General features: G+C 71.9%; 25 protein-coding genes and 1 pseudogene. 10 read left to right on the top strand and 16 right to left on the bottom strand.

The window, feature by feature from the left end; genetic code table 11:
* The first annotated feature begins 100 nt into the window (after window positions 1-100).
* Entirely contained in the window at window positions 101-739 is a 639-nt protein-coding gene (locus L1857_RS01240) for an MBL fold metallo-hydrolase (RefSeq protein ID WP_094009142.1), read from the top strand.
* On the opposite strand, the gene L1857_RS01235 is transcribed toward L1857_RS01240, so the two are convergent.
* The gene (locus L1857_RS01235) at window positions 658-1,404 is read right to left on the bottom strand and encodes a DUF2334 domain-containing protein (RefSeq protein ID WP_094009141.1); all 747 of its coding nucleotides are present in this window, start codon (window positions 1,402-1,404) and stop codon (window positions 658-660) included. The genes L1857_RS01240 and L1857_RS01235 overlap by 82 nt on opposite strands.
* A 96-nt stretch (window positions 1,405-1,500) precedes the next feature.
* Between L1857_RS01235 and L1857_RS01230 the strand changes: the two genes are divergently transcribed.
* On the top strand, window positions 1,501-2,418 hold the full coding sequence (locus L1857_RS01230; RefSeq protein WP_094009140.1) for an SDR family oxidoreductase: 918 nt from the start codon (window positions 1,501-1,503) through the stop codon (window positions 2,416-2,418).
* Here L1857_RS01230 and L1857_RS01225 read toward each other — a convergent pair.
* From L1857_RS01225 to L1857_RS01205, 5 genes are all read right to left on the bottom strand, one after another.
* Window positions 2,409-3,374 (bottom strand): helix-turn-helix transcriptional regulator, encoded by a 966-nt coding sequence (locus tag L1857_RS01225; RefSeq protein ID WP_094009139.1) that lies wholly within the window; start codon window positions 3,372-3,374, stop codon window positions 2,409-2,411. The two genes, L1857_RS01230 and L1857_RS01225, sit on opposite strands and share 10 nt — an antisense overlap.
* Before the next feature lie 651 nt (window positions 3,375-4,025).
* Entirely contained in the window at window positions 4,026-5,450 is a 1,425-nt protein-coding gene (gene purB / locus L1857_RS01220; RefSeq protein ID WP_116115439.1) for an adenylosuccinate lyase, read from the bottom strand.
* Window positions 5,447-6,037, bottom strand: coding sequence for a TetR/AcrR family transcriptional regulator (locus tag L1857_RS01215; protein ID WP_249464293.1), 591 nt, complete (start codon window positions 6,035-6,037; stop codon window positions 5,447-5,449). The genes purB and L1857_RS01215 overlap by 4 nt, the downstream gene beginning before the upstream one ends.
* Before the next feature lie 18 nt (window positions 6,038-6,055).
* Window positions 6,056-6,742: a hypothetical protein gene (locus L1857_RS01210; protein WP_094009136.1), complete on the bottom strand. Its 687-nt coding sequence runs from the start codon at window positions 6,740-6,742 to the stop codon at window positions 6,056-6,058.
* Window positions 6,735-7,244 carry a SigE family RNA polymerase sigma factor gene (locus L1857_RS01205; protein WP_116115445.1) on the bottom strand — a complete coding sequence of 170 codons (510 nt, stop codon included), beginning with the start codon at window positions 7,242-7,244 and terminating at the stop codon, window positions 6,735-6,737. Before L1857_RS01205 ends, L1857_RS01210 begins: the two co-directional genes overlap by 8 nt.
* Before the next feature lie 99 nt (window positions 7,245-7,343).
* Here L1857_RS01205 and L1857_RS01200 point away from each other — a divergent pair, with 99 nt between their 5' ends.
* Together L1857_RS01200 and L1857_RS01195 are read left to right on the top strand one after the other, a co-directional pair.
* A complete protein-coding gene (locus L1857_RS01200) occupies window positions 7,344-8,384 on the top strand; it encodes a threonine aldolase family protein (RefSeq protein WP_198958406.1) in 1,041 nt (346 codons plus the stop codon).
* Window positions 8,381-8,959, top strand: coding sequence for an HAD family hydrolase (locus L1857_RS01195; RefSeq protein ID WP_094009133.1), 579 nt, complete (start codon window positions 8,381-8,383; stop codon window positions 8,957-8,959). The genes L1857_RS01200 and L1857_RS01195 overlap by 4 nt, the downstream gene beginning before the upstream one ends.
* Here L1857_RS01195 and L1857_RS01190 read toward each other — a convergent pair.
* The 8 genes from L1857_RS01190 to purD form a co-directional block, all read right to left on the bottom strand.
* Window positions 8,956-9,141 (bottom strand): hypothetical protein, encoded by a 186-nt coding sequence (locus L1857_RS01190; RefSeq protein ID WP_094009132.1) that lies wholly within the window; start codon window positions 9,139-9,141, stop codon window positions 8,956-8,958. The two genes, L1857_RS01195 and L1857_RS01190, sit on opposite strands and share 4 nt — an antisense overlap.
* Before the next feature lie 96 nt (window positions 9,142-9,237).
* Window positions 9,238-10,425, bottom strand: a complete 1,188-nt coding sequence (locus L1857_RS01185) for an aminotransferase class I/II-fold pyridoxal phosphate-dependent enzyme (protein WP_094009131.1) — start codon at window positions 10,423-10,425, stop codon at window positions 9,238-9,240.
* Window positions 10,426-11,245: 820 nt separating this feature from the next.
* Window positions 11,246-12,334, bottom strand: coding sequence for a transglycosylase SLT domain-containing protein (locus L1857_RS01180; protein WP_240323471.1), 1,089 nt, complete (start codon window positions 12,332-12,334; stop codon window positions 11,246-11,248).
* Window positions 12,335-12,353: 19 nt separating this feature from the next.
* On the bottom strand, window positions 12,354-12,698 hold the full coding sequence (locus L1857_RS01175; protein ID WP_233157349.1) for a hypothetical protein: 345 nt from the start codon (window positions 12,696-12,698) through the stop codon (window positions 12,354-12,356).
* 67 nt (window positions 12,699-12,765) lie between these two features.
* The gene (locus L1857_RS01170; protein WP_094006544.1) at window positions 12,766-13,497 is read right to left on the bottom strand and encodes an ESX secretion-associated protein EspG; all 732 of its coding nucleotides are present in this window, start codon (window positions 13,495-13,497) and stop codon (window positions 12,766-12,768) included.
* Window positions 13,494-15,146, bottom strand: a complete 1,653-nt coding sequence (locus L1857_RS01165; protein ID WP_249464290.1) for a PPE domain-containing protein — start codon at window positions 15,144-15,146, stop codon at window positions 13,494-13,496. The genes L1857_RS01170 and L1857_RS01165 overlap by 4 nt, the downstream gene beginning before the upstream one ends.
* Before the next feature lie 13 nt (window positions 15,147-15,159).
* Window positions 15,160-15,549 (bottom strand): PE domain-containing protein, encoded by a 390-nt coding sequence (locus tag L1857_RS01160; protein WP_094006542.1) that lies wholly within the window; start codon window positions 15,547-15,549, stop codon window positions 15,160-15,162.
* Between the two features lie 65 nt (window positions 15,550-15,614).
* Window positions 15,615-16,898, bottom strand: coding sequence for a phosphoribosylamine--glycine ligase (gene purD / locus L1857_RS01155; RefSeq protein ID WP_094006541.1), 1,284 nt, complete (start codon window positions 16,896-16,898; stop codon window positions 15,615-15,617).
* Window positions 16,899-17,065: 167 nt separating this feature from the next.
* Here purD and L1857_RS01150 point away from each other — a divergent pair.
* From L1857_RS01150 to L1857_RS01135, 4 genes and pseudogenes are all read left to right on the top strand, one after another.
* Window positions 17,066-18,132, top strand: a pseudogene (locus L1857_RS01150) (glycerophosphodiester phosphodiesterase).
* Between the two features lie 198 nt (window positions 18,133-18,330).
* Window positions 18,331-19,863, top strand: coding sequence for a DHA2 family efflux MFS transporter permease subunit (locus L1857_RS01145; protein WP_116115244.1), 1,533 nt, complete (start codon window positions 18,331-18,333; stop codon window positions 19,861-19,863).
* Between the two features lie 111 nt (window positions 19,864-19,974).
* Entirely contained in the window at window positions 19,975-21,195 is a 1,221-nt protein-coding gene (locus L1857_RS01140; protein WP_116115242.1) for a glycosyltransferase 87 family protein, read from the top strand.
* A gap of 9 nt (window positions 21,196-21,204) precedes the next feature.
* Window positions 21,205-22,857 (top strand): Na+/H+ antiporter, encoded by a 1,653-nt coding sequence (locus L1857_RS01135; RefSeq protein ID WP_116115240.1) that lies wholly within the window; start codon window positions 21,205-21,207, stop codon window positions 22,855-22,857.
* A 1-nt stretch (window position 22,858) separates the two neighbouring features.
* Here the strand turns inward: L1857_RS01135 and L1857_RS01130 are convergent, their stop codons facing one another.
* Window positions 22,859-23,128, bottom strand: coding sequence for an LLM class oxidoreductase (locus tag L1857_RS01130; protein WP_249464287.1), 270 nt, complete (start codon window positions 23,126-23,128; stop codon window positions 22,859-22,861).
* A gap of 444 nt (window positions 23,129-23,572) precedes the next feature.
* Entirely contained in the window at window positions 23,573-24,859 is a 1,287-nt protein-coding gene (locus L1857_RS01125; protein ID WP_094006537.1) for an adenylosuccinate synthase, read from the bottom strand.
* 54 nt (window positions 24,860-24,913) lie between these two features.
* Here L1857_RS01125 and L1857_RS01120 point away from each other — a divergent pair, with 54 nt between their 5' ends.
* Window positions 24,914-25,582 carry a hypothetical protein gene (locus tag L1857_RS01120; RefSeq protein ID WP_205413437.1) on the top strand — a complete coding sequence of 223 codons (669 nt, stop codon included), beginning with the start codon at window positions 24,914-24,916 and terminating at the stop codon, window positions 25,580-25,582.
* A 95-nt stretch (window positions 25,583-25,677) separates the two neighbouring features.
* Window positions 25,678-26,310, top strand: a complete 633-nt coding sequence (locus L1857_RS01115; protein WP_094006535.1) for an HNH endonuclease family protein — start codon at window positions 25,678-25,680, stop codon at window positions 26,308-26,310.
* Window positions 26,311-26,338 lie beyond the last annotated feature (28 nt).

Genomic DNA, 26,338 nt, shown 5'->3' with positions numbered 1-26,338 from the left:
GAGAGTGGTTCGCCGTCTCGCCGTCACCCTGCGCGATCGTGGCGACGCGAATCCGGCGGGCCTAGGCTTGGGGCTGCCATTCATGCGGAGGAGCACATACATGCGAATCGTCCATTTCGGACACGCCTGTGTCCTGCTGGAGACGGACAACGCGCGGATCCTGCTCGACCCCGGCGCGTTCTCGGCGGGTTTCGAGGGTGAGCGCGAGCTGGACGCGATCCTGATCACCCACCAGCACTACGACCACATCGACAGCGAGAAGCTGCCCAAACTCCTCGAGGCCAACCCGGGCGCGAAGCTGGTCGTCGACCCCGGCTCGGCGGAAACCGTGCAGAAGCTCGGCCTCGACCACGAGGTCGTCCACCCCGGCGACGCGTTCGAGGCGGGTGGCGCGGCGGTCAACGTCGTCGGCGGGCAGCACGCCGTGATCCACTCCGACATCCCGGTCATCCCGAACGTCGGCTACGTCGTCGACCACGGCGCCTTCTACCACCCCGGCGACTCGTTCTTCGTGCCCGAGCAGCGGATCGAGGTGCTCGGCCTGCCCACCGGCGCGCCGTGGCTCAAGGCCGGGGAGGCGGTGGACTACCTGCGGGCCGTCGCGCCGCGGGTCGCCGTGCCGATCCACGAGGCGGTGCTCGCGAACCCGGCCATGCACTACGGACTGTTCACCAACCTGGCGCCGGAGGGCACCGAGGTGCGGGTGCCGACGCGCGGCGAGGACGTCAAGCTCCCGTAGGTGGTGCCGAAGGCCCGGTTCTCCAGCGCCACGTCGACCGCGTCGAGGAAGGCCTGCCGGAGGCCGGGCCGGGCCAGGTCGACCGCGTCGATCCCGAGGCGCACGAGACCACCACGTCGTGCGGCCCGCGCCGACGCGAGCACCAGGGCGAACGCCCGCACCGTCTCGGTGCGGTGGTGGTGCGCGGCGAAGGACTGCACCCGCGACCGGTGGACGGTGCGGGTGCGCAGGTCGTGCACCGCGGCGAGGTCGGCGCACAGCGCGAAGTGCTCCCCGGCCGCGGCCAGCGTGCCCGGGGAGGCGAGCCACCGCGGCGGCGCGAACCCGTCCGCCGCCAGGCCGAGCTTCTCCAGCGCGGCCTTGGCGGCGATCATCCGCAGCCGCGCCTCGTGCGCGGGCAGGCCGGCGAACTCGGCCTTGCGGTGCAGGCTCACCGCGCGGTGGCTGGGCGGGACGCGGTGGTCGTAGCCGTGCAGCAGGAGACCGTCGCCGCGGCGGGTGCGGTCCCGCACCCAGGTGGCGACGGCCGGCGACCCTTCGGCGCGCGGCGCGAAGAGGAGGGACAGGGGGACGTTTCGGCGGTCCAGCTCGGCCGCGAGTTCGGCGCAGCGGTGCAGCGTCCGCGGACCGATGCCGGACAGCGAGACCAGCAGACGGGCGTCCATGTCACCCAGCTCACCAGATCGTCATGACCAGCCCCTTACCCGCGGGTGACGGCAACCATGACGGGAACTGACAGGGTTCACCGCGACGGTGGACGCATGAGCAACGAACTGAGTGGGAAGGTCGCCCTGGTCGCGGGCGGTACGCGCGGGGCGAGCCGGGCGATCGCGGTCGAGCTGGGGCGCCGGGGAGCGTTCGTGTACGTCACCGGGCGGACCTCCGGGGCGCAGCGGTCCGAGGTGAACCGGCCGGAGACGATCGAGGGCACGCTGGAGCGGATCACCGAGGCGGGCGGCACGGGCGCGGCGATCCGGGTCGACCACCTCGACCCGGACCAGGTGCGGGCGCTGGCCGAGCGGGTCGACCGGGAGCAGGGGCGGCTGGACATCCTGGTCGACGGCATCTGGGGCGGCGACGAGTACATCGGCTGGGGCCAGGCGGTGTGGGAGCTGCCGCTGGACCACGCGCTGCGATCGGTCCGGCTGGGCGTCGACGCGCACATCATCACCAGCCACTTCCTGCTGCCGCTGGTGATCCGCGAGCGCGGCGGGCTGGTCGTCGAGATGACGGACGGCACCGAGGAGTACAACTCGCGCTACCGCGAGGGCACGTCGATCGGGTTCTACGTGGCGAAGGCGGCTTCGCACAGCATCGTCAAGGCGGAGGCGCACGACCTGGCGCCGCACGGCGTGACGGCGGTGGCGATGACGCCGGGGTGGCTGCGGTCGGAGGCGATGCTGGACCACTTCGGGGTGACCGAGGAGACCTGGCGGGACGCGCTGGCGAAGGAGCCGCACTTCGGCATCTCGGAGTCGCCGGTGTTCGTCGGCCGGGCGGTGGCGTCGCTGGCCGCGGACCCGGAGCGGCACCGGTTCACCGGGCAGACGTTGAACAGCGGGCAGCTGGCGAAGATCTACGGGTTCGACGACGTGGACGGCAGCCGGCCGGACGCCTGGCGGTATGTGGTGGAGGTCCAGGACGCGGGCAAGCCCGCGAACCCGGGTGCCTATCGGTGAAGATCGGCCATCCGCCGTGCGGCGTCGGCGAACGCGGCGCGCACGGCGGGTGGTTCGAGGACCTCGACGTGGGGGCCGAGACCGAGCAGCATGCTCGCCGCGATGTCGGGTTCTTCCAGGTCGACGGTGACTTCGACCCAGCCGTCGTCGTCCGGCGGGCCGGCCGCGTCGAGGGCGGCGATGGCCAGGTCGGGGTCGACGACGTCGGGTAGGTGTTTGGTGCCCCGCGGGGACAGCCGCAGCCGGACCGGGTGGCGGTGCAGGGAGCGCTCGAACTGGGTGGAGGAGCGTTGCCACCAGCCGGCGAGGTCGAAGTCCACGGGCCGCTCGAAGGGTTCGTCGGTGAGGTCGACGGCGGTGATCCGGCTGACCCGGTAGGTGCGGGTGGCGTGGTCGATCCGGGCGACGAGGTACCAGACGCCGGCCTTGAGCACGAGGCCGAGGGGTTCGAGGAGGCGTTCGACGGGCTGGTCGCCGCGCCGGTAGGTGACGGCGGCGCGGCGCTGTTCCCACACGGCCTGGGCGATGGTCGCGAGGTGCTCGGCGTCTTCTTCGGACTTGAACCAGGCGGGGGCGTCGAGGTGGAAGCGCTGGGCGAGGTGCTGGGCCTGCTCGCGCAGCGGGGCGGGGAGGGTGGCCTTGACCTTGGCGTGGGCGGCGGAGACGGCGGTGCCGAGCCCCAGTTCGGCCAGCGCGCGGGGCACGCCCATGGCGAAAATGGCGACGGCCTCGCGCGAGGTGAGCCCGTCCAGCCGGGTCCGCCACCCGTCGACGAGCCGGACACCGCCGTACCGCCCGGTCTCCGTCCACAGTGGAACGCCCGCGGCCTGCAGAGCGGCGATGTCACGGTGCATGGTGCGCTCCGAGACGCCGAGAGCCTTGGCCAGTTCCGGCACGGTCGCGCTACGCCTGCTCTGCAGGGTGAAGAGCAGGGCAACGAGACGTTCGGCGCGCATCTTCCAGATGATGCCCCACCACGGAGCGGCTGGTGGGAGATGAGGCCGCCTTGCTCGGTGCTCTCTCCTCCTCCTACCCCCCGACCAAAATAGGTTCCCGCCGGGATCCTGCGCAGCCCGCGTGCCACCAGCGGGCGAGTCGTGAGCACACGAGGTGCACTGTCGTGTGCCGATGAACGGACCGTTCATCGCCAGAGCGCGCGAGCGGTCCGTTCGCGGAGGCACGAGTGGCGCATCTCGTGCGGCGATGAATGGGCCGTTCACGCCGTCGCGCGGCGTTGGGCATCTCGTGAGCGTGCGAAATGCGCTCTTGTGCGGCGATGAATGGACCGTTCATCGCCATCGCGCCGACGACACCGGCCCGGCCGGCTCAGGGACAGGCTCCAGCGGACCCCGCCGGACCCCAGCCAACCCCGTCCGGCCCCAGCGAACCCCGTCCGGCCTAGCGAACCCCGTCCGTCTCGGCGAGCCCCGCCTGACTCAGCGAGCCCTCCCGGCCTCGGAGGACCCCGCCCGACTCAGCGAACCCCGCGTGACCCAGCGAGCCCTCCCGGCCTCGGCGGACCCCGCCCGACTCAGCGAACCCCGCCTGACTCAGCGAGCCCCATCCGACCCAGCGAACCCCATCCGCCCGAACGAACCCCACCCAGCTCAGAGGATCGGCTGCGGTACGTACTTCGACGCCTCCGGGAACCGCGTCAGCACGTCCTCCACGCGCGCCACCACCGCGGCCACCTGCGCCGGCGCCACGCCGGTGAACGAGATCCGGTCCGCCAGCAACCGCTCCAGTGCGTCGCGGTCCAGTGGCAGTCGCGCGTCGTCGGCTAGGCGGTTCAGCAGGTCGTTGTCCGCGCCCTTCTCGCGCATCGCCAGCGCCACCCCGACCGCGTGCTCCTTGATCGCCTCGTGGGCGGTTTCCCGGCCGACCCCGCCGCGCACCGACGCCATCAGCACCTTCGTCGTCGCCAGGAACGGGAGGTACCGCTCCAGCTCCCGCGCCACCACGGCCGGGAACGCGCCGAACTCGTCGAGCACCGTGAGGAACGTCTCCAGCAGCCCGTCCAGCGCGAAGAACGCGTCCGGCAGCGCGACCCGCCGCACCACCGAATCCGACACGTCCCCCTCGTTCCACTGGTCGCCGGCCAGCTCGCCGATCATCGACAGGTACCCGCGCAGCACCACGGCCAGCCCGTTGACCCGCTCGCACGACCGCGTGTTCATCTTGTGCGGCATCGCCGACGAGCCGACCTGCCCGGGCTTGAACCCCTCGGTCACCAGCTCGTGCCCGGCCATCAACCGAATGGTCTTCGCCAGGCTCGACGGCGCCGCCGCCACCTGGACCAGCGCCGACAGCACGTCGAAGTCCAGCGACCGCGGATAAACCTGCCCGACGCTGGTGAACGTCCGCGAGAACCCCAGGTGCGCGGCGATCCGCTGCTCCAGCTCGGCCAGCGTCTCCGCCGAACCCAGCAGGTCCAGCATGTCCTGCGCCGTCCCCACCGGGCCCTTGATCCCCCGCAGCGGGTACCGCCCGATCAGGTCGTCCAGCCGGTCGAACGCCACCAGCAGCTCGTCGGCCGCCGTCGCGAACCGCTTCCCCAGCGTCGTCGCCTGGGCGGCCACGTTGTGCGACCGGCCGGCCATCACCAGCTCCGCGTGCTCGGCCGCCAGCGCCGCCAGCCGGGCCAGCACCGCGACGACCCGCGAGCGCAGCAGCTCCAGCGACCGCCGGACCTGCAGCTGCTCGACGTTCTCGGTCAGGTCCCGCGACGTCATCCCCTTGTGCACGTGCTCGTGGCCGGCCAGCGCGTTGAACTCCTCGATCCGCGCCTTCACGTCGTGCCGGGTGACGCGCTCCCGCTCGGCGATGCTGCCCAGGTCGACCTGGTCCAGCACCCGCTGGTAGTCCTCGACGACCCCGTCCGGCACCTCGACGCCCAGGTCCCGCTGCGCGCGCAGCACCGCGATCCACAGCTCGCGCTCGAGCTTCACCTTGTTCTCCGGCGACCACAGCGAGACCAGCTCGGGAGAGGCGTAGCGACCGGCGAGGACGTTCGGGATCTGCGGTTTCGTCACGCCCCAAGCTTAGAGAGCGCGCGGGCGAGCCTCGCCCGCGCCACCGCCCGCGGATCCGGGTCCACCTCGATCAAGGCGTTGACCACGGCACCGTCGACGAGCGCGATCAGCTCCTCCAGGCGGTCCCGCTCGATCGCCAGCCCGGACCGGGCGAAGATCTCGGTCAGCAGCTCCCGCAGCTCCGCGCCGAGCGCCCGCATCAGCGGCCGCAGGTACGGCCGCCGCCCGGTCGCCACCAGCCGCTCGTACCGCAGCAGCACCGCCTCGTACCCCGCGTCCTCGCCGAGCAGCTGGTCCAGCACCAGCTCCACCACGCTGTCGATGCCGCGCGGCGCGGTCGGCAGCTCGTCCAGCTGCGCGTGCCCCTTCGCCAGCTCGGTGCGGCCGTGGTGCTCGGCGGCGGCGCTGATGAGGTCGTCGAGCGAGTCGAAGTAGTACGTCGTGGACGCCAGGGGCAGCCCGGCCCGCTCGGCGACTGCGCGGTGCCGGATCGCGTCGAAGCCGCCCTCGACCAGCAGCTCGGCCGCGGCCTCGATGAGGGCCGCCCGCCTGCGCTCACCCTTCGGCGTGCTCGCTCCGGACGTCATGGCCGCCCATCTAACCAGCTAGAACCTCTGCGCGAGCGCGGTGGCGATCTTCGCGACGTCGTCCGCCAGCGGCGCGGCGCTGCCCGGGTTCGGCACACTCAGCACGATCACCGTCCCGCCGCCCGCGGCCAGCCGCTGGTCGACCACGGCGCCGTCGGCGAGCTTCGCGAGCTGGACGCTGGCCCCCGGCGGTAGCACGGTCGCCGACACCGAACCGGTGCGGCCGTTCTCCGTGACGCCGTAGCTCGCCGTCCGCGACCCCGGGGTGCACACGTCCCCGGCGCGCGGCCCGGTGATCCCGGTGGCCGGAAGCTCGCCAGCGAGGGCGGTGGCGAGCTCCCGGTCCACCTTGTCGCACCCGGAGGTGCTGTCGGCCCGTGGGCCGTTCTCCCCGGCGCCCTCTCCTCCCTGCATGGCGGAGGGGCCGGAAAGCTGTGGCGCAACGGACGGGAGACGCTCCGGCGCGTTCGCCGGTTGCTCCTGCCCCTGGACTTGAGTCGATTGGGTGGTCCGGGACTGGACCAATCCGGCGATTCCGGCGCCGAACAGGGCGAACACCACGCAGAGTGACGCCACGGCGAGCGTCGTACGCCGCCGCGCGGTCACCCGCGCCGAGGCCGCCCGCACGTCCCGCACGTCGAAGCCCGCCGGAGGCGGCTCACCGGGCGCGGACCGGAACAGCTCCCGCAGCTCGTGCTCATCCACCGGCTTCCACCTCCTCACCCAACGCTTCGCGCAGGTTCGCCAGCCCGCGCGCGGTCTGGCTCTTCACGTTCCCCTCGCTGCAGCCGAGGGCCTTCGCCACCCCGGCCACGTCCAGGCCCTCGAAGTAGCGCAGCACGAGCACGGCCCGTTGCTTCGCCGGCACCGCGCGCAGCCCGGCCAGCAGGTCCGCGCGCGTGGCGACCTGCTCGTCCAGCCGGGATCCGGTGGGCTCGGGCTCGGGCAGCTCCGCCACGTGCCGCTCCCTCCGCCAGGGCCGTCTCGACTCGTCGATCGACGCCCGGACCAGCGTCCGCCGCACGTAGGCGTCGGTCGCGGCGCGGTCCCGGATGCGGTTCCACTTCCGGTGCAGCGCCACGAACGCCGTCTGCGCGAGGTCGTCCGCGCGGTGCCAGTCGCCGCAGAGCAGGTACGCGGTCCGGCGCACGGAGTCGCGCTTGGCCGCGAAGTACTCCGCGAAGTCCTGCTCGTCGCGTTCGTCCACGCGTTTAGGCTCTCCGCTCCTCGGTCTCGGCGTAAAGACGGAACCGCCCACCCGGCGGGTTGCACCTTCTTGAAGATCATCTGAACGGTGTGATGTGATCTGACTGTGACCTCAGCAGCCACCCAGTTGATCGACTTCCGTTCGGACACCGTCACCCGTCCGGATGAGCAGATGCGCAGAGCGATGGCGTCCGCTGAGGTCGGCGACAACGTGATCGACGTCGACCCCACCGTCCGCGAGCTGGAGGAGCGCGCCGCCGCGGTCCTCGGCATGCCGGCCGCGCTGTGGACGCCCAGCGGCACGATGGCCAACCTCATCGCCCTGTCCGTCCACCTCCAGCGCGGTGACCGGTTCCTCGCGCCGAACAACGCGCACGTGCTGAACAACGAGCTGGGCTCGGCCGCCTGGCTCGCCGGTGGCATGCCCGAGGCGCTGCCGCACGACGGCGGCCCCGGCCGGCCCAAGCCGGAGACGGTCGCGGCGGCCATCGGGTCCCGCAGCGGCCCGTACTACGCGCTGCGCACCACGCTGTTGTGCCTGGAGAACACCCACAACGCGGCCGGTGGCGCGGTCATCCCGCCGCACGAGCACGCCCAGCTGCTGTCCACCGCGCGCCAGGCCGGGCTGCAGGTTCACCTCGACGGCGCCCGCGTGTGGCACGCGGCCGTCGCGCTCGGCCTGCCGCCCGCCGCGCTGACCGTCGGTGTGGACAGCGTGTCCGCGTGCTTCAGCAAGGGGCTCGGCGCGCCCGCCGGGTCGGTCGTCGCGGGCAGCCGGGAGTTCGTCGAGCGGGCGCGCCGGATGCGGCAGATGCTCGGCGGCGGCATGCGGCAGATCGGCGTGCTCGCCGCGGCCTGCCTGGTGGCGCTGGACCGGGTCCCGGACCTCGCCGAGGAGCACGACAAGGCCCGCCGGCTGGCCGACGGGCTGCGTGACCTGGGCTGGCAGGCCGACACCCCGGAGACGAACATCGTGCTCGCGCCGGTCGCCGACATCGCCGTGACGCTGGAGTCGCTGCGGGCGCAGGGCGTGCTCGCGTTGCCGATGGCCGGCAAGGTGCGGTTCGTGCTGCACCGGGACGTCTCGGCCGCCGACGTGGACGAGGCGCTGCGCCGCATCAAGGCCGGTGGTCACCCGTGACCGGCTGGGTGGTGTTCGACTACGGCGAGGTGATCTGCGGCCGGACGACCGCGCTGCCGAAGCTGGCCGCCACGCTGGGCGTGCCGCTGGCGGAGTTCGAGCCGCAGTACTGGCGGCTGCGGGACGCCTACGACCGGGGCAGCTCCGACCTGGAGTACTGGGGCGGGATCGGGGAGGCGCTCGGCGTGCCGGTCGACGAGTCCACATCGGACAAGCTGACCGAGATCGACATCCGCGGCTGGTCGGACGTGCGGGAGTCGTCGCTGGAACTGCTGGCCGGGCTGAGCGCGGCCGGGGTGCCGCTGGCGCTGCTGTCCAACGCGCCGTCCTCGTTCGCCCGGTTCGCCGAGCGGCAGGACTGGATGCGGCACTTCCGGGTCCGGGTGTTCTCCGGCGACGTGGGTGTGGCCAAGCCGGACGCGGAGATCTTCGAACTGCTCGTCGCCCGCCTCGGCGTACCGGCGGGCGACTGCGTCTTCTTCGACGACCGTCAGTCCAATGTGGAGGGCGCGCGGGCGGCCGGGCTGCGCGCGCACCTCTGGGACGGCGCCGAGGCGGCGCGGGCCGTGCTCTAGGGCCGGATCTGCTTGCGCTCCTTGTTGTTCTTGATCGCGCTGTAGGCGGCGGCACCCAGGAAGCCGACGCCACCGATCACGGCGATCCACAGGATGGCCTTGAACACGAACCCGATCACCGAGCCGATAACCATGAACGCGAGCCAGGCGACGAGCAGCGCGCCGACGATCTTCCAGAACATGGCATTCCCCTCCGGTTGTGCCACGCGGGCTCGTTCGGCCCGCTACGAGCAGCCTCGCACGGGTTCGTGCCGGGGCGCCCGTGTTCTGGTCAACGTTCAGGGAAAACTGGGGGTTCCCCCGGAGAGCCACCGGCCCAGCCGCGCGACACCCTCGGTGACGTCGGCTTCCGACCCGGCGAAGGAGAACCGGACGAACTTCCCGCCGTCGACCGGGTCGAAGTCGATGCCCGGCGTGATCGCGACGCCGGTGTCGGCGAGCAGCCGCTGGCACCAGCTCAGGCTGTCCGTGGTGTGCTCGGAGACGTCGACGTAGGCGTAGAACGCGCCGTCGACCGGGGCGACGCGGGTCAGCCCGATGCCGGCCAGGCCGTCCAGCAGCAGGTCGCGGTTGCGGCGGTAGTGCGCGACGTGCCCGTCCAGCTCGGCGTAGGACTCCGGCTCGAACGCGGCGACGGCGGCGTGCTGGGCGAGCGCCGGGGCGCAGATGTTGAGGTTGCCGGTGAGCACGTCGATCGCGCGGTGCAGGCGTTTCGGGGCGAGCATCCAGCCCAGCCGCCAGCCCGTCATGGCGAAGTACTTGGAGAACGAGCCCAGCACGATGGATTCCGTGGTGGACTGCCACGCGCAGCCGAGTTCGGTGCCGTAGGAGATGCCGTGGTAGATCTCGTCGCTGATCAGCTGCACGCCGCGGGCCGAACACCAGCCGGCGATGGCGGCGAGTTCGCCCGGCGGCAGCGCGGTCCCGGCCGGGTTGGTGGGGCTCGCCACGATCAGCCCGTCGATCGGGCCGAGCTCGTCGAGCAGGTCGACGGTCGGCTGGAAGCGGGTGCGCTCATCGGTGGCGAACTCGACGACTTCGCAGTTCAGGGCGGACAGCAGGTTGCGGTAGGCCGGGTAGCCGGGCCGGGCCATCGCGACGCGGGCACCAGCGTCGAAGGCGGACAGGAAGGACAGCATGAAGCCGCCGGAGGACCCGGTGGTGACGATGACGTCCTCCGGGCTGACGGTCATGCCGTAGCGACGGTCGTAGTGCCCGGCGATGGCTTCGCGCAGCTCGGGGATGCCGAGCTGGACGGTGTAGCCGAGGTTCTGCCCGGTGAGCGCCCGTGCGGCGGCTTCGAGCACCGGCTTGGGCGCGCCCGCGCTGGGCTGGCCCGCGGCCAGGCTGACGACGTCCCCGTGCGTCCGCTGCCGGGCGGCCGCCGCGGAGAGCACCTCCATGACGTGAAAGGGCGCGACGTCCGCCCGCTTGGCCGGACCGGGAAACGAAGCTGAGACGACCATGGGGCCAGCCTAGGTTGGTCCTGGGGAGGGGGGTGGGGTGGCTTGGCCCGGGGCGGCACTGCACGCGTGACCGGCGGCTGGGCAACGGGAGTGGACCGGGCAGGCGGCTGGCCGTGCGGCAGCCCTGCAGACCGGCGGCCGGCAACGGGAGTGGACCGGGCAGGCGGCTGGCCGTGCGGCAGCTCTGCACAACCGGCGGCCGGCAACGGGAGTGGACCGGGCAGGCGGCTGGCCGTGCGGCAGCCCTGCAGACCGGCGGCCGGCAACGGGAGTGGACCGGGTAGGCAACCAACCGTGCGGCAGCCCTGCACAACCCCCGCCTGGCAACGCAGCAGGACCGACTACCCCAACCAGACCTCCCCCGCCCCCGATCCACAGCCTGCTTTGGTCGCCGATCAGGCGTGTCAAGGTACTCTTTCCCGCCTTGACACGCCTGCTCGGCGACTGAAACACAATCAGGCATCGGGGGCGGGGGTGGTCGTAAGGTGACCTTCCGGCGCCGTGAGGCGCTTTAACCGCCCGCAGGGCGGGCTCTCCGCCTGCCCAAGCCGCCGGTTCAAAGATCAAAAGATGTCCTCGCCGGACGGGCAGGCTCCGGGATGACCAAGGGGTGCCTCGTCTCGCCTTGGCGAGGTGGTCGCTGGGTGGTCATCCCGTCGCCTTCCGGTTTGTGCATATCACCTTGAGCCAGGGCCGCAAGGTTGGCATGGACGGCCGCCGGAGAGAGCCCGGGTTGCGGCCCTGGCTCAAGGTGATCGTCACGTGTCAGGCGACGGGATGACCACCCAGCTACCTTGGGTTCAAAGACGGCGCTGCGCGCTCAGTAGCCCTGGTAGCCGCCGCCGGAGGCCATTGACTTCAGGCCGGGGTGTCCGGCGAACCCGCCGTACCGGTCGAACGTGTACCGCACCCCGGCGATGATGTTGTCCACCGGGTTGTAGATGTCGTCGTGCCCGGGCAGCTTGTGCGCGTTGAACGTCGAGTCGATGCACTGCATCAACCCCTTCGACGGGTGTCCCGCCTTCGCGTTGCTGTCCCACAGGTTGATGGCGTTGGGGTTGCCGCCCGACTCCTTCTCGATGATCGTCCAGATCTTGTCGATGTCGGCCTCGGTGACCGGGATGCCGGCCGCCTGCAGGATGCGGATCGCCTCTTCGATCCACTGCCGCACGTTGCCCGGCGGCTGGCTGCTCGGCGGGCCACCGCTCGGGCCGAGACCGCCGCCCCCGCCACCGCCGCCCCCGCCGCCACCACCGGAGCGCAGCCCGCCGGTGCTTTTCATCGTCTTCGGCTTGCTACCCAGCGGGGGCACCGACGCGTACCCGCCCTCGACGTCCTTCTTCACCAGCGCCATGACCCGGTTGATTTGCTCGTTCGCCCCGTTGAGCAGGCCCTGGATCTGGTCCCGCGCGCCCGCCGCGATCCCGCTGGTCTTCCGCGCGTTCGCGGCCATGATCTCGGCCGACGTCGGTGAGGGCATCGTGGCGCCCTCCTTGCCTTCGCGCACCTCGCGTTCCATCGCCTCGGCCGCGTTCGCGTTGGTCACCGCGTCGCCGTTGGCCTTCTCGATGTCGGTCTGCGCCTGCTGCTTGATCGTGTCGATGCGGCCCTTCACGTCGGCCAGCGACGTCTGCAGGTTCGACAGCTCCCGCGCGACCTCGTCGAGGTGGTCGTTGACCTTTCCGCCCGCGTCGCCGATCTGCTTGACGTAGGCGAAGAACGCGTCAGCCGCCGGCCCGGTCCACGTGCCGCCGCCCAGGGCCGCCGTCGCGTTGCGCAGCGCCGCCGAATGGTCCCCCGAGTCCTTCGACGCCTGCGTGAACTGGTCCGCGACGGCCTGGATCCCCGCCGGGTTCAGCTTCTCGACCTGCTGCGCCCGGGTCTGCACATCGTTCCATTCGGGCGGCATGCCCGGTGCGGCCACCATGTCAGGCCCGCAGGCTTCCGTCCTTGACGGTGGCGCTGTCACGCGCCGCGTCGTCGGTCTCCCGCAGCGCCCGCGCCGCGTCGCGCAGGGCGCTGCCGGTCGACGTCATCAGCTCGGCGGCCGCGTCGAACTGCTTGTGCACGCCGTCGCGGAACGTCCCCAGCGCGTTCACCATGCCGTCCGACGGGTGCTCGCCCGGCTCCAGCTCGTCCGGGTGCTTGATGGCGCCGAACGGGTTGTCCCCGGTCACGCCCGTGACCTTGTCCTTGGCTTTCTTGAAGTGCTCGTGGATGGCCTCGACCTGCCCGGCCACATACTCCAACGAGTCCGGATCGCTTTCAGGCACGTCGCTCACTGTAGGACGATCATCGCGACGCGTACGCGGTTTCCGGCAAGTTCCACCATCCGGTGGTTCACACCTCGTCGAGCAGCTCCGCGACCCGGCTCGCCAGCAGCTGGTTGTCGGCCGGTGCGACCGTCGCCCAGCCCTGCCCGCCGACCTGCAGCAGGTACCGGCCCGCGTCGGTGTCGTAGAACGCCACCACCCGGCCCGCGCGCCGCCCCTGCCGCTCGACGCCGAACTGCCCGCGCGTGGTCATCCCCACCAACATGCCGGCCAGTTCCTGCGCCTCCCACAGCTCGACGCCACGGTCCTCCAGCGCGGTGACCAGCGACTTCGGGTCGCCCTTCGCGTCCGCGTCGGCGGCCCGCAGGGTGCCGTGGGGCAGGGTCACCGAGTGCCCGACCCCGCCCGGCTGCTCACCGGCCACCGACACCGCGGACTCGGCCAGCGCGTTCGGCCGCGCCGGGATGAGCCACACCTCGCCCGAGTCCACCACCGCCAGCAGCGCCTGGTTGCCGTTGCTCGCCGCGAGGCCGCGGATCTCCCGGCCGGTCCACACCCACACGTCGATCGAGACCTGCGGGTTCGCCAGCAGGGTCGCCATGTCGACGATCTCCCCGACGGCCCGCCGCCCGCGCGCCAGTCCCCGGTCGGCGAGCATCTCCCAGGCGCGGTCTTCGAGTTGGCGTCGCTCGGTGTGGGTGGGGCCCGCGCTGGGCATCCGCAGGGCCGGGTGGGCGCGCGGCAGGCGCAGGCTCTGCCACAGGACGTCGAACTCGAGCGTCGTCAGGACGAGGCTCATCGGTCGCCGATCGTGTCCGGTGCGACGTCCCGCCGGTCGGTGAACAGGTCGTTGTCGTCGACGCCGAAGCGCCGGACTTCTTCCTCGCCGTCGCGCGGTGCGGCGGGTTCGAGGATGGCGCGGGTGGTCACCGGGTCCGGGGTGTGGCCGCCGCGCCGGGCCAGGCGGGCTTCCTCCTCCTCGGGCAGGTCGTCGGCGGGGATCTGGTGGATGCGGTGACCGGCGGTGTTCCGGCCGACGCGGCTCTGCCGGTCACCCTCACCGGCGAGCGCGCCACTCGCCCCGGCCGCACCGAGCGCGGGGGCGGCCTCGGCGAGCCCACTGAGCCCCGAGGGGGCCCGCACGGCAGCGAACCCCGGCCCGACGGCGGTGGGAGCCGTGGCGGAGGGCGGCGCGGCACCGGCGGAGCGCCCCTTGCCGAGCGCTTCCTCGGCGGGGGTGGCCGCGTTTCCGGCCCCGGCGCCTGTGCCGCTTCCGGAGGCCGACCCGGCCCGGGCGTTCCCTCCGGGAACAGCAGCGGAGCGTCCTCCAGCGCCGTGGGCTTCCCCGGTGCCCGGTTGCCCGGCGGAGCCGGGTACGCCCGGGCGGGAGGTCAAGCCGGATCCGCTGCCGGAGCTCGTCCGGCCGCTGCCCGCGGCACCGGCGCCGTGCTGTCCAGCGGAGCCGGACGCCTGGCGATCGGCGAACCCGGCTGCGCCGGGTCGCCCAGCGGCGCCTCCGGCACTGGCCGCGCCGCGGTGTCCAGTGGCCCCACCGGCACCGGCTCGTCCAGCGGCCGCGCCGGAAGCGGGAGGCCCGGCTGCACCGCGGTGCCCAGCAGTCGTCCCGCCCGTGCCGGACCGGACGGCGCCTGCCGCGCCAGCGACCCCCGCGCCTCCCGCGGTCGAAGCGGCGGTGCCCACAGCCGGAGCCCCGCCGCCGGCCAAGCCCATCCCCGAGGTGTCCGGGGTCGTGTCCTTCGTCCCCTGGGCTTGCGTCGGCGTGGTGTCCGGGAGCGACGGCACCGGCGCCGCCGCGCCACCCACCCCCGAAACCACCCCGGTCCCCGGCGCCGACAGCAGCGAAACCGGCGCCGGAGCGTCCACAGTAGACACCGAGCCCAGGTAGTGCCCGGTGTCGTGGGCGTAGGCGTTCAGCGCGTCCACCGCCTGGGCCTTGGCCTCCTCGGCGGTGCGCACGTCGGCGGCGTGGTCGGTCTCGAACCCGAACAAGCTGAACACCGTGTCCCCGAAGGTGTAGCCGCCCGCCTTGCGCAGGTCCTCCGGCGCGGGCAGCTTGTTCCGCGTCCGGGTGAACGCCTCGGCCTGCTCGAACAACATCTGCGCGGCCTGCTCGACCTTCGCCGTCGCCTCGCCGGAGAACCCGGCCTCGCGCGCGACCACCGACGACGCCTGCCCGCCAGCGCGGCTCTGCCACTCCACACCGAGCGCCGTGAGCTGGGTCCGCAGCGCCGCTTCGGTCTCGGCGAGCGCGCCGGAGATCGACTTCAGCGCCTCCACCGCCGCGGTGATGCCCGACGGCCCCGCGCCGTCGCGGAACTTCTCCACGACCTGCGCGAGCTGCTCCGGCTGGTAGCCGTCGAACCGCTGGTCCCGCAGCTTCGCGACGAGCGTCGGGATGTCGTACTTGCTGCTGTCGAACGTGGCCACGCCAGACCTCACTTCAGCGTTTCGGGCGGTGGGACAGCGCGGCGACCTTCTCCTCCTCGCCGGCCTGGTAGGCCTGCGCGGCCTGCTGCAGCTGCGCGGCCAGATCGCGCAGGTTCCGCACGTAGGCCTGCACCCGCGCCGCGTAGGAGTCGTCGCCGCGGGCCACCAGCCGGTTCCACGCGTCGGCCGCCGTGGTGCTGATCACGTCCTGGGCGGGCGCGCTGATGTCGAGGCCGGCCAGTTGCTGGCGGATGCGCTCGTCGAGGGTGTCGGCCTGCTCGCTGATCACCTGCGCGACCAGCAGCATCTTGTCCGGGTCCACCCGCAGGTCGTGCGGCACCGAGGGCACGCCGAGCGTGGGCGCGAGGCCCTGGCCGGCGCCACGCAGGTCGTCCTCTGCCATAACGCACTCTCCCGGGTACGGACGGTAGCCGACCAGTTCCGGTAGGAAGGCTACCAACCCGGGTGTCAGCTAGGGCTGGAATTCGCCGAAGCGCCGGGCACGGTGATCTCGCCGCGAGCGGCCTTGAGCCCGATGTCGGTGCGGTGGTGCGAGCCGGCCAGGTGCACCTTCGCGACCCGCTCGTAGGCCTGGGCGCGGGCCGCGTCGAGGTCCTCGCCGACGCCGACCACGGACAGCACACGGCCACCGTGCGACACCACGGCGCCGTCGTCGCGGCGGCGGGTACCGGCGTGCAGCACGCCTTCGGCCTCGGCGCCGGTGATCACGTCACCCGCGCGCGGCACGCCCGGATAGCCGTCGGCGGCGATCACGACGGTGACCGCGGAGCCCGGGTGCCACTCCAGCGGCGGCTGCTCGGCGAGGGTGCCGGTGGCGGTCGCGTGCAGCAGCCCGGCCAGCGGGGTGGCCAGCAGCGCGAGCACGACCTGCGTCTCCGGGTCGCCGAAGCGGCAGTTGAACTCGATGACCTGCGGGCCGTCGGAGGTGATCGCGAGGCCCGCGTAGAGCAGGCCGGAGAACTCGGCGCCGCGGGCGGCCATCTCGTCGACGACCGGCTGGACGATGTCGCGCACGATGTCGTCGACCAGGCCCGCGGGCGCCCACGGCAGCGGCGCGTAGGCGCCCATGCCGCCGGTGTTCGGGCCGGTGTCCCCGTCGCCGACGCGCTTGAAGTCCTGCGCGGGCAGCAGCGGCACCACGGTCCGGCCATCGACCAGGCAGAACAGCGACACCTCGGGCCCGTCGAGGAACGACTCGAGCAACACCGGGTGGCCGCCGTCGAGCAGCTTCATCGCGTGCGCGCGGGCCGCGTCGCGGTCCGGGGTGACGACGACGCCCTTGCCCGCGGCCAGCCCGTCGTCCTTGACCACCCAGGTCGGGCCGAAGCGGGAGAGCGCCTCGTCGAGCTTGGCCGGGTTGTCCACGATCTCGCTGCGCGCGGTGGGCACCTTCGCGGCGGCCATCACGTCCTTCGCGAACGCCTTCGAGCCCTCGATGCGGGCCGCGGCGGCGGACGGCCCGAAGACCGGGATGCCGGCCTTGCGCACGGCGTCGGCCGCGCCGGCGACCAGCGGCACCTCGGGCCCGATCACCACGAGGTCGGCCCGCCAGCTCCGGGCCAGCTCGGCGACCGCCGCCGGGTCCGCCACGTCGACACCGAGCTGCTCGGCCAGCGCCGCGGTGCCGGCGTTGCCGGGCGCGCAGGCCAGCGCGGTGACGGCCGGGTCGTGGGACACGGCGAGGAGCAGGGCATGTTCGCGGGCACCGGACCCGATCACAAGGACGCGCACGGGTCCTCAGCGTAGACGCTGACCTGCGGCACGCCCCGTTCACCCGCCCGCCAGCCACCCGTCCCCCGCCCGTGTGGCGGCCGTAGTACTCGCCGGTGAGAGTGGCGCGGAGATCCCTTCCGTCCCCCCAGGAGGTTGACGTGCGGAGAAGACTCGCCGCCCTGGCGCTGTCCGGCCTGTTCCTGGTCGGCGCCGCCGGCGTCACCAGCGCGAGCCAAGCCGCCCCCGCTGACAAGGAGCGTGCCGAACCAGTGGTCGTCGGACACCGGGGCGCGCCCGGCTACCGGCCGGAGCACACGCTGGCCTCCTACGAGCTGGCCTACCGCCAGGGCGCCGACTGGGTCGACGTCGACCTCGTGCCCACGAAGGACGGTCAGCTGGTCGCCCGGCACGAGAACGAGATCGGCGGCACGACCGACGTCGCCGCCCGCCCGAGTTCGCGAACCGGAAGACCACCAAGGTCATCGACGGCGTCCCGCTCACCGGCTGGTTCACCGAGGACTTCACCCTCGCCGAGCTGAAGACGCTGCGGGCCACCGAGCGCATCCCGGACATCCGCCCGGACAACCGGATCTACAACGGCCGGTGGCAGATCGCGACCTACCAGGAGGTGCTGGACCTCACCAAGCGCCTCGGCCGCGAGCTGCACCGCACGCTGGGCACCTACCCGGAGATCAAGCACTCCACGTACTTCGCCTCGATCGGCAACCCCACCGAGCCGAAGCTGGTCGACCTGCTCAACCGCAACGGGCTGAACAAGCGGACCGCGCCGGTGATCATCCAGTCGTTCGAGGTGGCCAACCTCAAGGCGCTGAGCAAGCAGGTGAAGGTGCCGCTGGTGCAGCTCACCTCGGCCACCGGCGCGCCGGCCGACTTCGTCGCCGCCGGTGACAAGCGGACCTACGCCGACCTGGTCACCCCGGCCGGGCTGAAGGAGATCTCCACCTACGCCGACTTCCTCGGCCCGGAGAAGGCGCAGATCATCCCGCGGACCGCGGCCGGCGCGCTCGGCACGCCGACCACGCTGGTGAAGGACGCGCACGACGCCGGCCTGAAGGTCGTGCCCTACACCTTCCGCAACGAGAACAGCTTCCTGCCCACGAACCTGCGCTCGTCGGCCGACCCGTCGGACTGGGGAAACGCGTTCGCCGAGCTGGACGCGTTCCTCGCCACCGGCATCGACGGCCTGTTCGCCGACCAGCCGGACACCGCGCTGGTCGCCGTCCGGTCCTGAATGGACGCGGGCACGGCCACGCGCCGTGCCCGCGTTTTCGCTGTGCGCTGAAGTGATCCCGGCCACGTGAAAAGTCTTCGCGTCATAGCCTGTCGCCCGGCTAGTCTCGAAGTGGACTGAGGGGGATTTGCGCTTTTTCTTCGGGGTTTCCTCCTGCGGTCGGCCCTGCCCGCTCGTAGACCTTGGACGGACCACTTCATGACCACTGCTTCGGAACCAAGACCCGCGGACGCCGACAAACTCGACAGCGCGGTGCTCAAGGTCGCCGCTGTCGTCGTGCTCGGCAGCGTGATGGCGATCCTCGACACCACCGTCGTCAACGTCGCGCTCCAGGCCCTGACGCTGGAGTTCCAGACCTCCTTCGACACCATCCAGTGGATCGCGACCGGCTACATGCTGGCGCTGGCCACGGTCATCCCGGTCACCGGGTGGGCGTGCGACCGGTTCGGCACCAAACGGCTCTACATGCTGGCGATCACGTTCTTCCTCGTCGGCTCGGCGCTGGCCGGTGCCGCGTGGGACATCGAGTCGCTGATCGTGTTCCGGGTCCTGCAGGGCCTGGGCGGCGGCATGCTGATGCCCGCCGGCATGACGATCCTGACCAAGACCGCCGGCCCGCACCGCGTCGGCCGCGTGATGGCCGTGCTCGGCGTGCCGATGCTGCTCGGCCCGATCGGCGGCCCGATCCTGGGCGGCTGGCTGGTCGACTCGGTGAGCTGGCGCTGGATCTTCTACATCAACGTGCCGATCGGCGTGGTCGCGATCCTGCTGGCGTGGAAGCTGCTGCCCAAGGACGAGCCGCGCCCGGCGGAGAAGTTCGACTTCGCCGGCATGGTGATGCTCTCGCCGGGTCTCGCGGCGCTGATCTACGGCGTGTCGAACATCCCGCACCACGGCGGTGTCGGCGCGACCAACGTGTGGCTGCCGGGGCTCGCCGGGATCGTGCTGATCGTCGCGTTCGTCGTGCGCGCGCTGAAGGTCGCCAACCCGCTGGTCGACCTGACCCTGTTCCGCAACCGGACGTTCAGCATCGCGATGGTGACCATGACGCTGTTCATGATCGCCTTCCTCGGGTCGATGCTGATCCTGCCGACCTACTTCGTGCTGGTGCGCGGGGAAAGCGCGCTGCAGGCCGGTCTGCTGCTGGCGCCGCAGGGCATCGGCGCCATGATCACCATGCCGATCGCGGGCAGGCTGGTCGACAAGATCGGCGCGGGCAAGGTCGTGCTGCCCGGGATCCTGCTGATCATCGCGAGCGTCGCGGTGTTCACCCGGGTCGGCGCGGACACGTCGTACCTGCTGCTGATGGGCGCGCTGTTCGTGATGGGGCTCGGCATGGGCATGAGCATGATGCCGATCAGCACCGCGGCGCTGCAGACGCTGACGCAGCGCACGGTGGCGCGCGCCTCGACGGCGATGAACATCGTGCAGCAGACCGCGGGCGCCGTCGGGTCGGCGATCGTGTCGATCATCCTGGCCAGCCTGCTCGCCGGGAAGTTCGGCGTGGCGACCAGCGAGGGCCAGCTCGCGGCGACGGCGGCGCTGATGAACCCGGCGACGCACGACGCGGCGGCGGTGGGCAGCGCGGACGCGTTCGCCTCGACGTTCACCTGGACGCTGGTGCTGGTGGCGCTGTGCCTGATCCCGGCGCTGTTCCTGCCGAAGAAGCCGGCGCTGCCGCCGGAGGAGGACGCCGCCGAGGGCGCCCCGCCCGCGGTGATGATGCACTGACGTGGACCGTCGGAAAGGGCCCCGGATTTCCGGGGCCCTTTTTCGCGTGCGTGCCGAGTCCCGGATGATCGCTGACACACAACCGCTACCGCCAACCGGCGTCCTACGGCTATGCACGAGGTTGAGGACCGAGGGCCGCGTCCCCCGGTGTGGGGGCTCCGGTTGCTCGCGGAGCTGGTCGCCGCCAGGCGGGTGCTGGTGGGTGCGGTCGTCGTCATGGATGTGCTCGCCGTGCTGCAGGTGCTGACCACCGAGCCGGGCAACCAGGGGGACCTCGCGGTCTACCAGGAGGCCGGGCGGACCGTGCTCAACCACGGCCTCCTCTACGCCGACACCCTGGTGAACGACTTGTGGTTCACCTACACCCCGTTCGCGAGCCTGGCGTTCACTCCCCTCGCGCTGGTGCCCTACCCGGTGGCGAGCCTGCTGTTCACCGCCCTGCTGATAGTGGCGCCGCTCCCGCTGTGCCTGTTGACGGTGTTTCGGGCGCTCGGCCTCGACCGGTGGGCGTGGTTGCTGACCGGGATCGTGTTCGCGCCGGCGCTGCTGTGCCTCCAGCCCGTGCGGGACACCCTCGGTTACGGCCAGATCAACATGGTGCTGATGGCTCTCGTGCTGGTCGACTGTCTGGCCGAGCGGCCTTGGTGGCCGCGCGGCCTGCTGGTCGGCATCGCCGCGGCGATCAAGCTGACCCCGGTGGCGTTCCTGCTGTTCTTCCTGCTCAACCGGGACCGCAGGGCGGCACTCGTGGCCGGGCTGACCTTCGTGGCCGGTGCGATCGCCGCGTACCTCGCCCGGCCGGCGGACTCGATGTCCTACTGGACCTCGGCGATCTTCCGCACCGACCACATCGGACCCCTCGGCATTCGCATCAACCAATCCCTGCGCGGAACGATCGCACGGCCGGGCACCGGCCTGACGTGGCTGGACAGCACCGTGTGGCTGGTGGCCTGCATCGCGGTGCTCGTAGTGGCGGTGCTCGGGATGAGACGGGTACTCGCACAGGGTCAACCGGCCCGGGCGGTGGTGCTCAACGCGTTCGCCGCCCTGCTGGTGTCACCGATCTCGTGGTCGCACCACTGGGTGTGGTTCGCGCCGGCGATCGTGGTGCACGCGGTCCTCGGTCTGCGCACCGGTGACCGGACGATGCTCCGGCTGGCTCCGGCGGGTGCGCTGGTCGCGATGGCGCCCTCGATCGACGCGATCACCGGCCGGTTCTTGCTCGTCAGCCCGTTCGTCGTGTACGCGGGGGTCACGCTGGTGCTCGCCGCGCGGCTCGGCCGTGCACGAGACGACGCGCTCTCGCGGGGTGGGGAGCGTGTCGCTGGGTAAGGATCAGGTATGGAGCTGCTGACCTTGATGGGCGTGCTCGCCGGTGCGCTCGGTCTCACCGCGATCGCCCGTCGGTTCAACCTGTCGGCGCCCCTGCTGGTCGTCGTGGTCGCGCTGGCCGTCTCGTTCATCCCCGGCGTGCCGCGGGTGCAGATGGAGCCGGAGCTGATCCTCACCCTGGTCCTGCCGCCGCTGCTGTACTCCACGGCGCGGGAGAGCTCGTTCGCCCAGTTCAAGGCCGCCGCCCGGCCGATCATCGGGCTCGGGGTGGTCCTCGTCGTCGTCACGGCGCTCGTCGTCGGGTTCATCGTGCACCTGCTGCTGCCCGACCTGCCGATGGCCTCGGCGTTCGTGCTGGGCGCGGTCGTCTCGCCGCCGGACGCCGTGACCGCCGCCGCGATCGGCCGCCGCCAGCGCCTCCCGCGCCGCCTGATGACCGTCCTCACCGGGGAGAGCCTGGTCAACGACGCCGCCGCGCTGACGCTCTACAAGATCGGCCTCGCCGCGGTGCTGGGCGCCGCGGGGTCGCTCGGCCACGGGATCCTGGTGTTCCTCGTCGCCGCGGTGCTCGGGATCGGCGTCGGGCTCGGGGCGGCGGTGCTCGTCGCCTACATCCGGCGCAAGCTCGACGACCCCCTGGTGGAGTCGGCGTTCGGCATCATCGTGCCGTTCGCGGTGTACGTGGTCGCCGAGCACCTGCACCCGTTCTCCGCGGACTTCAGCGGTTCCGGCGTGCTCGCGGTGGTCGCCGCCGGGCTGTACCTCGGCGACCGGTCGCTGTACGCGGGCCCGGCGACGCGCGTGCAGGACTCGTCCGTCTGGGCGTCGTTCGACGTGCTGCTCGAAGCGCTCGTGTTCGCGCTGATGGGTCTGCAACTGCCGTTCGTGCTGGAGAGCGCGAACGAGAACGCGCGCGGCAACTGGCAGCTCTTCCTGTCCGCGATCGCCGTGCTCGCGGTCACCATCGCCATCCGGTTCCCGTACGTGTTCCTCAACGCCTACCTGCCGCACGCCCTCCGGTTGTTCGGCCGCGAACGCGAACGGCCGCCGACGCGGAACCTGCTCGTGCTGTCCTGGGCGGGCATGCGCGGGGTGGTGTCGCTCGCCGCCGCGGCCGGTGTGCCGCTGGTGACCCACTCCGGCCAGCCGTTCCCCGGGCGGGCCGAGATCCAGCTGTTCGCGTTCGTCGTCGCGATCGGGACGGTGCTGATCCAGGGACTCACGCTGCCCGCGGTGATCCGCAAGCTCGACGTGCACGACAAGGACGACGCCGAGCAGGACGCGGAGGAGGAGATGGCCGCCCGCGAGGCGGCGATGCACGCCGCGCTGAAGCGCCTGGACCAGCTGACGCCCGAGCTGTGCGACCGGCTGGACATCCCGCGGGAGAAGGCCGAACGGCTCGTCAACCGGCTGCGGGCCCTGGTCGAAACGCGGTACCGGGGAGCGGTCGCGGCGATCTCGCTCAGCGCCGAGGAACGCGAGTCCAGCCCGCACGCCGCGTTCGTCCAGGCGCGCCGCGAACTGCTGCTCGTCCAGCGCGAAACGATGCTGGCGCAACGAGCCGAGGGCAAACTCGACGACGAGGTGCTGCGCAAGGTGCTGCGTGAGCTCGACCTCGAAGAGCTGGCCCTGTCCGACACCCTCACCGCCCGGCTGTCGTGATCTACCGGGCCAGTTCCCCCAGCAGCTTCCAGGTGCGGCGCTGATCGTCGGCGCTGCCCAGGTCGGTCTGGGTGAACACCACCTCGGTGGCGCCGGCGTCGAAGTAGCGGCGAACCTCGGCCGCGACGGTCTCCTCGTCGCCGATCACCGCAACTTCCCCGGCCCGCGACGCGCCCGCCAGACCGATGACCCGCTGGTAGGACGGGATCCGGTCGTAGAACGCCAGTCGTTCGAGGGCAGTCGCGCGCAGCCGGTCGATGTCGGAGGTCACCACCCCGGCGACGAACGCGACGACCCGCGGGTTTCCGCCGGCGGCGGTGATGGCCGGGACGATCTCGTCGGCCAGGACCTTCGGCCCGGCCAGGAACGGCAGGGTGCCGTCGGCGAGTTCACCGGTGGCGCGCGCCGCCTGCGGGCCCCATCGCGGCGACCAGCAGCGGCACCGGGTCCGCGCCGGCGACCGCGGCCAGCGCCACTCCGATGCTCATGATCACCGGCAACGGCGGCCGGGTGGCGTGGATTCCGCGTCCCAGCTTCTGGGAGCCCTCGCCTCGACCCGGCACGCACGTCCCGCAGCTCAGTTCGGCGGCGGAGCCGCCTCACCACCCGGGCAGCTCGCACCGCCGCGGGGTTGGAGCGGCGGAGTCGCGTCAAGCGCGTCCGTTGAGCGTGGTGGGGGCCGCTACCGGCACCGCCACGCCGGCCGTGGAACCGGTTACAGGAACTGGTGCCGCACGATCGTCTGCTCGCGGCCCGGGCCGACGCCGATCGCCGACACCCGGGCCTGCGACAGCTCCTCGATCCGCTCCACGTACGCCCGCGCGTTCGCCGGCAGCTCCTCGAACGTCCGGCAGTGCGAGATGTCCTCCCACCAGCCGGGCAGCTCCTCGTAGATCGGCACGGCGTGGTGCACGTCGGTCTGCGTCATCGGCATGTCCTCGGTGCGGAAGCCGTCCACCTCGTACCCGACGCAGATCGGCACGCGCTCCAGGCCGGACAGCACGTCGAGCTTGGTGAGGAAGTAGTCGGTGATCCCGTTGACCCGCGTGGCGTACCGGGCGATCACCGCGTCGAACCAGCCGGTGCGCCGCGACCGGCCGGTGGTGACGCCGAACTCGCCGCCCGCCTTGCGCAGGTGCTCGCCCATCGCGTCGTTCAGCTCGGTCGGGAACGGGCCCGACCCGACGCGCGTGGTGTAGGCCTTGAGGATGCCGAGCACCGTCGTGATCCGGCCCGGCCCGATGCCGGAGCCGGCGCTCGCCCCGCCCGCGGTCGGGTTCGACGAGGTCACGAACGGGTAGGTGCCGTGGTCGACGTCGAGCAGCGTGCCCTGCGACCCCTCCAGCAGCACCGTCTCGCCGTTCTCCAGGGCCTTGTTCAGCTGCAGGCGCGTGTCGGCGATGCGGTGCGCGAACTTCTCGCCGGCGGCCAGCACCTCGTCGGCCACCTGGTCGGCGTCCAGCGCCTTGCGGTTGTAGACCTTGACCAGCACCTGGTTCTTGAACTCCAGGGCCGCCTCGACCTTCTGGCGGAAGATCTTCTCGTCGAGCAGGTCCTGCACGCGCACGCCGACGCGGGCGATCTTGTCCTGGTAGCACGGCCCGATGCCGCGGCCGGTGGTGCCGATCTTCCGGCTGCCGAGGTAACGCTCGGTGACCTTATCGATCGCCACGTGGTAGGGCATGATCAGGTGCGCGTCGGCGGAGAGCAGCAGGCGGCTGGTGTCCACGCCGCGCTTCTCCAGGCCGTCCAGCTCGTCGAGCAGCACGCCGGGGTCGACGACCACGCCGTTGCCGATCACGTTGGTCACACCCGGCGTGAGGATCCCGGACGGGATGAGGTGCAGGGCGAAGTTCTCCCCGTTCGGGAGCACGACCGTGTGACCGGCGTTGTTGCCGCCCTGGTAGCGGACGACCCACTGGACACGGTCGCCGAGCAGGTCGGTCGCCTTGCCCTTGCCTTCATCGCCCCACTGGGCACCGATGAGCACGATGGCCGGCATGTGACACTCCAGGTATTCGGCAACAGGAAATTCAGCGCAGGCAAATGCCGGTGCATGAGCGTAACGGAGGACCCGGTGGCGCGGGGAACGGTGCTGGCTTGCGGGTCTGGTTCGTCACTCGTTCGCAACGAGCCAGGGGTGCGGGAAGTGCCCGCGCGGCCCGGCCGGAACGACGTGGATCCCCTGCTCGAGGCCACTTCCGGGGAGCCGCTGATCGTCGTGGGCACGGATGCGGACCTGGCCGCGGTCGTGGTGCGAATCATGCGGAAGAACCGGTTGGGGGACACGCCGGTGGGATACGTGCCCACCGATCCGGGCTCGCCCGCGGCGCGGCTGTGGGGGCTGCCCGCGGACCCGTCGGAGGCCCTCGCGCTCGCCCGCAAGGGTGAGCCGCGGCCGCGCGTGCTCGTGCGCGACGACAGCGGCGGGGTCCTGGTGGGTGAAGCGACGATCGGTCCGGTCACCGGTGAGGCTTACTGTGACGACACGGTCGCGCTGCGTGGCTCGGCGCGGTCGTTCGTGGTCCGGCCCGGGGAGCAGGGCGTGGACGTGCGCGTGGTCCGGGGCCTGTTCCGGCGGGTCACCGAGGTGTCCGGGCGGGCCTGCCAGCTGGGCTGCCACCCGGTCGACGTCGTGCAGAACGGGGTCGCGCACCCGCGGCCGGTGTCGCGCTGGACCTGGTACCGGCACACCGAGGACCTGCTGGCGATCACTGATCGTTGACCTACTGTCGTCGGTAACTCACCCACAGGTATTGCTTTCGCCATCTTCATGTCCGACCTTCGGGAGGTCCGCACCGATCACCCGAAGGCGGCACCATGCGCATCGCCCGAAACTCGCTGATCGTCCTCGGCCTCTCGGCCCTGCTCACCACCGGCATCGCGACCGGCACCGCGGTCGCCGAACCGCCGAACATCCCGTCCGAGACCACCGCCCGCTCCGAACTGGCGGCACTGACCGTCAAGGCGGACGGCACCTCCACCGGCTACTCCCGGGACAAGTTCCCGCACTGGGACGACCAGGGCGGCAGCTGCAACACCCGCGAGGTCGTGCTCAAGCGGGACGGCACGAACGTCGTCACCGACTCCAGCTGCGCGGCCACCTCCGGCACGTGGAAGAGCCCGTACGACGGAGCGACCTGGACCGCCGCCTCCGACGTCGACATCGACCACGTCGTGCCGCTCGCCGCCGCCTGGCGGACCGGCGCGTCGGCCTGGACCACCGCCAAGCGCGAGGCGTTCGCCAACGACCTGACCAATCCGCAGCTGATCGCCGTCACCGACAACGTGAACCAGGAGAAGGGCGACAAATCGCCCGACGAGTGGAAGCCGCCGCTCACGAGCTACTGGTGCACCTACGCGAAGATGTGGATCGACGTGAAGTACGAGTGGCAGCTGACGATCGACAGCGCGGAGAAGGCGGCGCTGACCGAGATGCTGGATCGCTGCTGAGTCAAGGAATCCGCGGTTTCGCCCACCG

Origin of the sequence: Amycolatopsis thermalba (assembly GCF_023376025.1) — a bacterium.
Classification (GTDB): domain Bacteria; phylum Actinomycetota; class Actinomycetes; order Mycobacteriales; family Pseudonocardiaceae; genus Amycolatopsis_E; species Amycolatopsis_E thermalba.
Note: the sequence above shows the minus strand (reverse complement) of the source record. Positions and strands in the feature narration are given on the sequence as shown.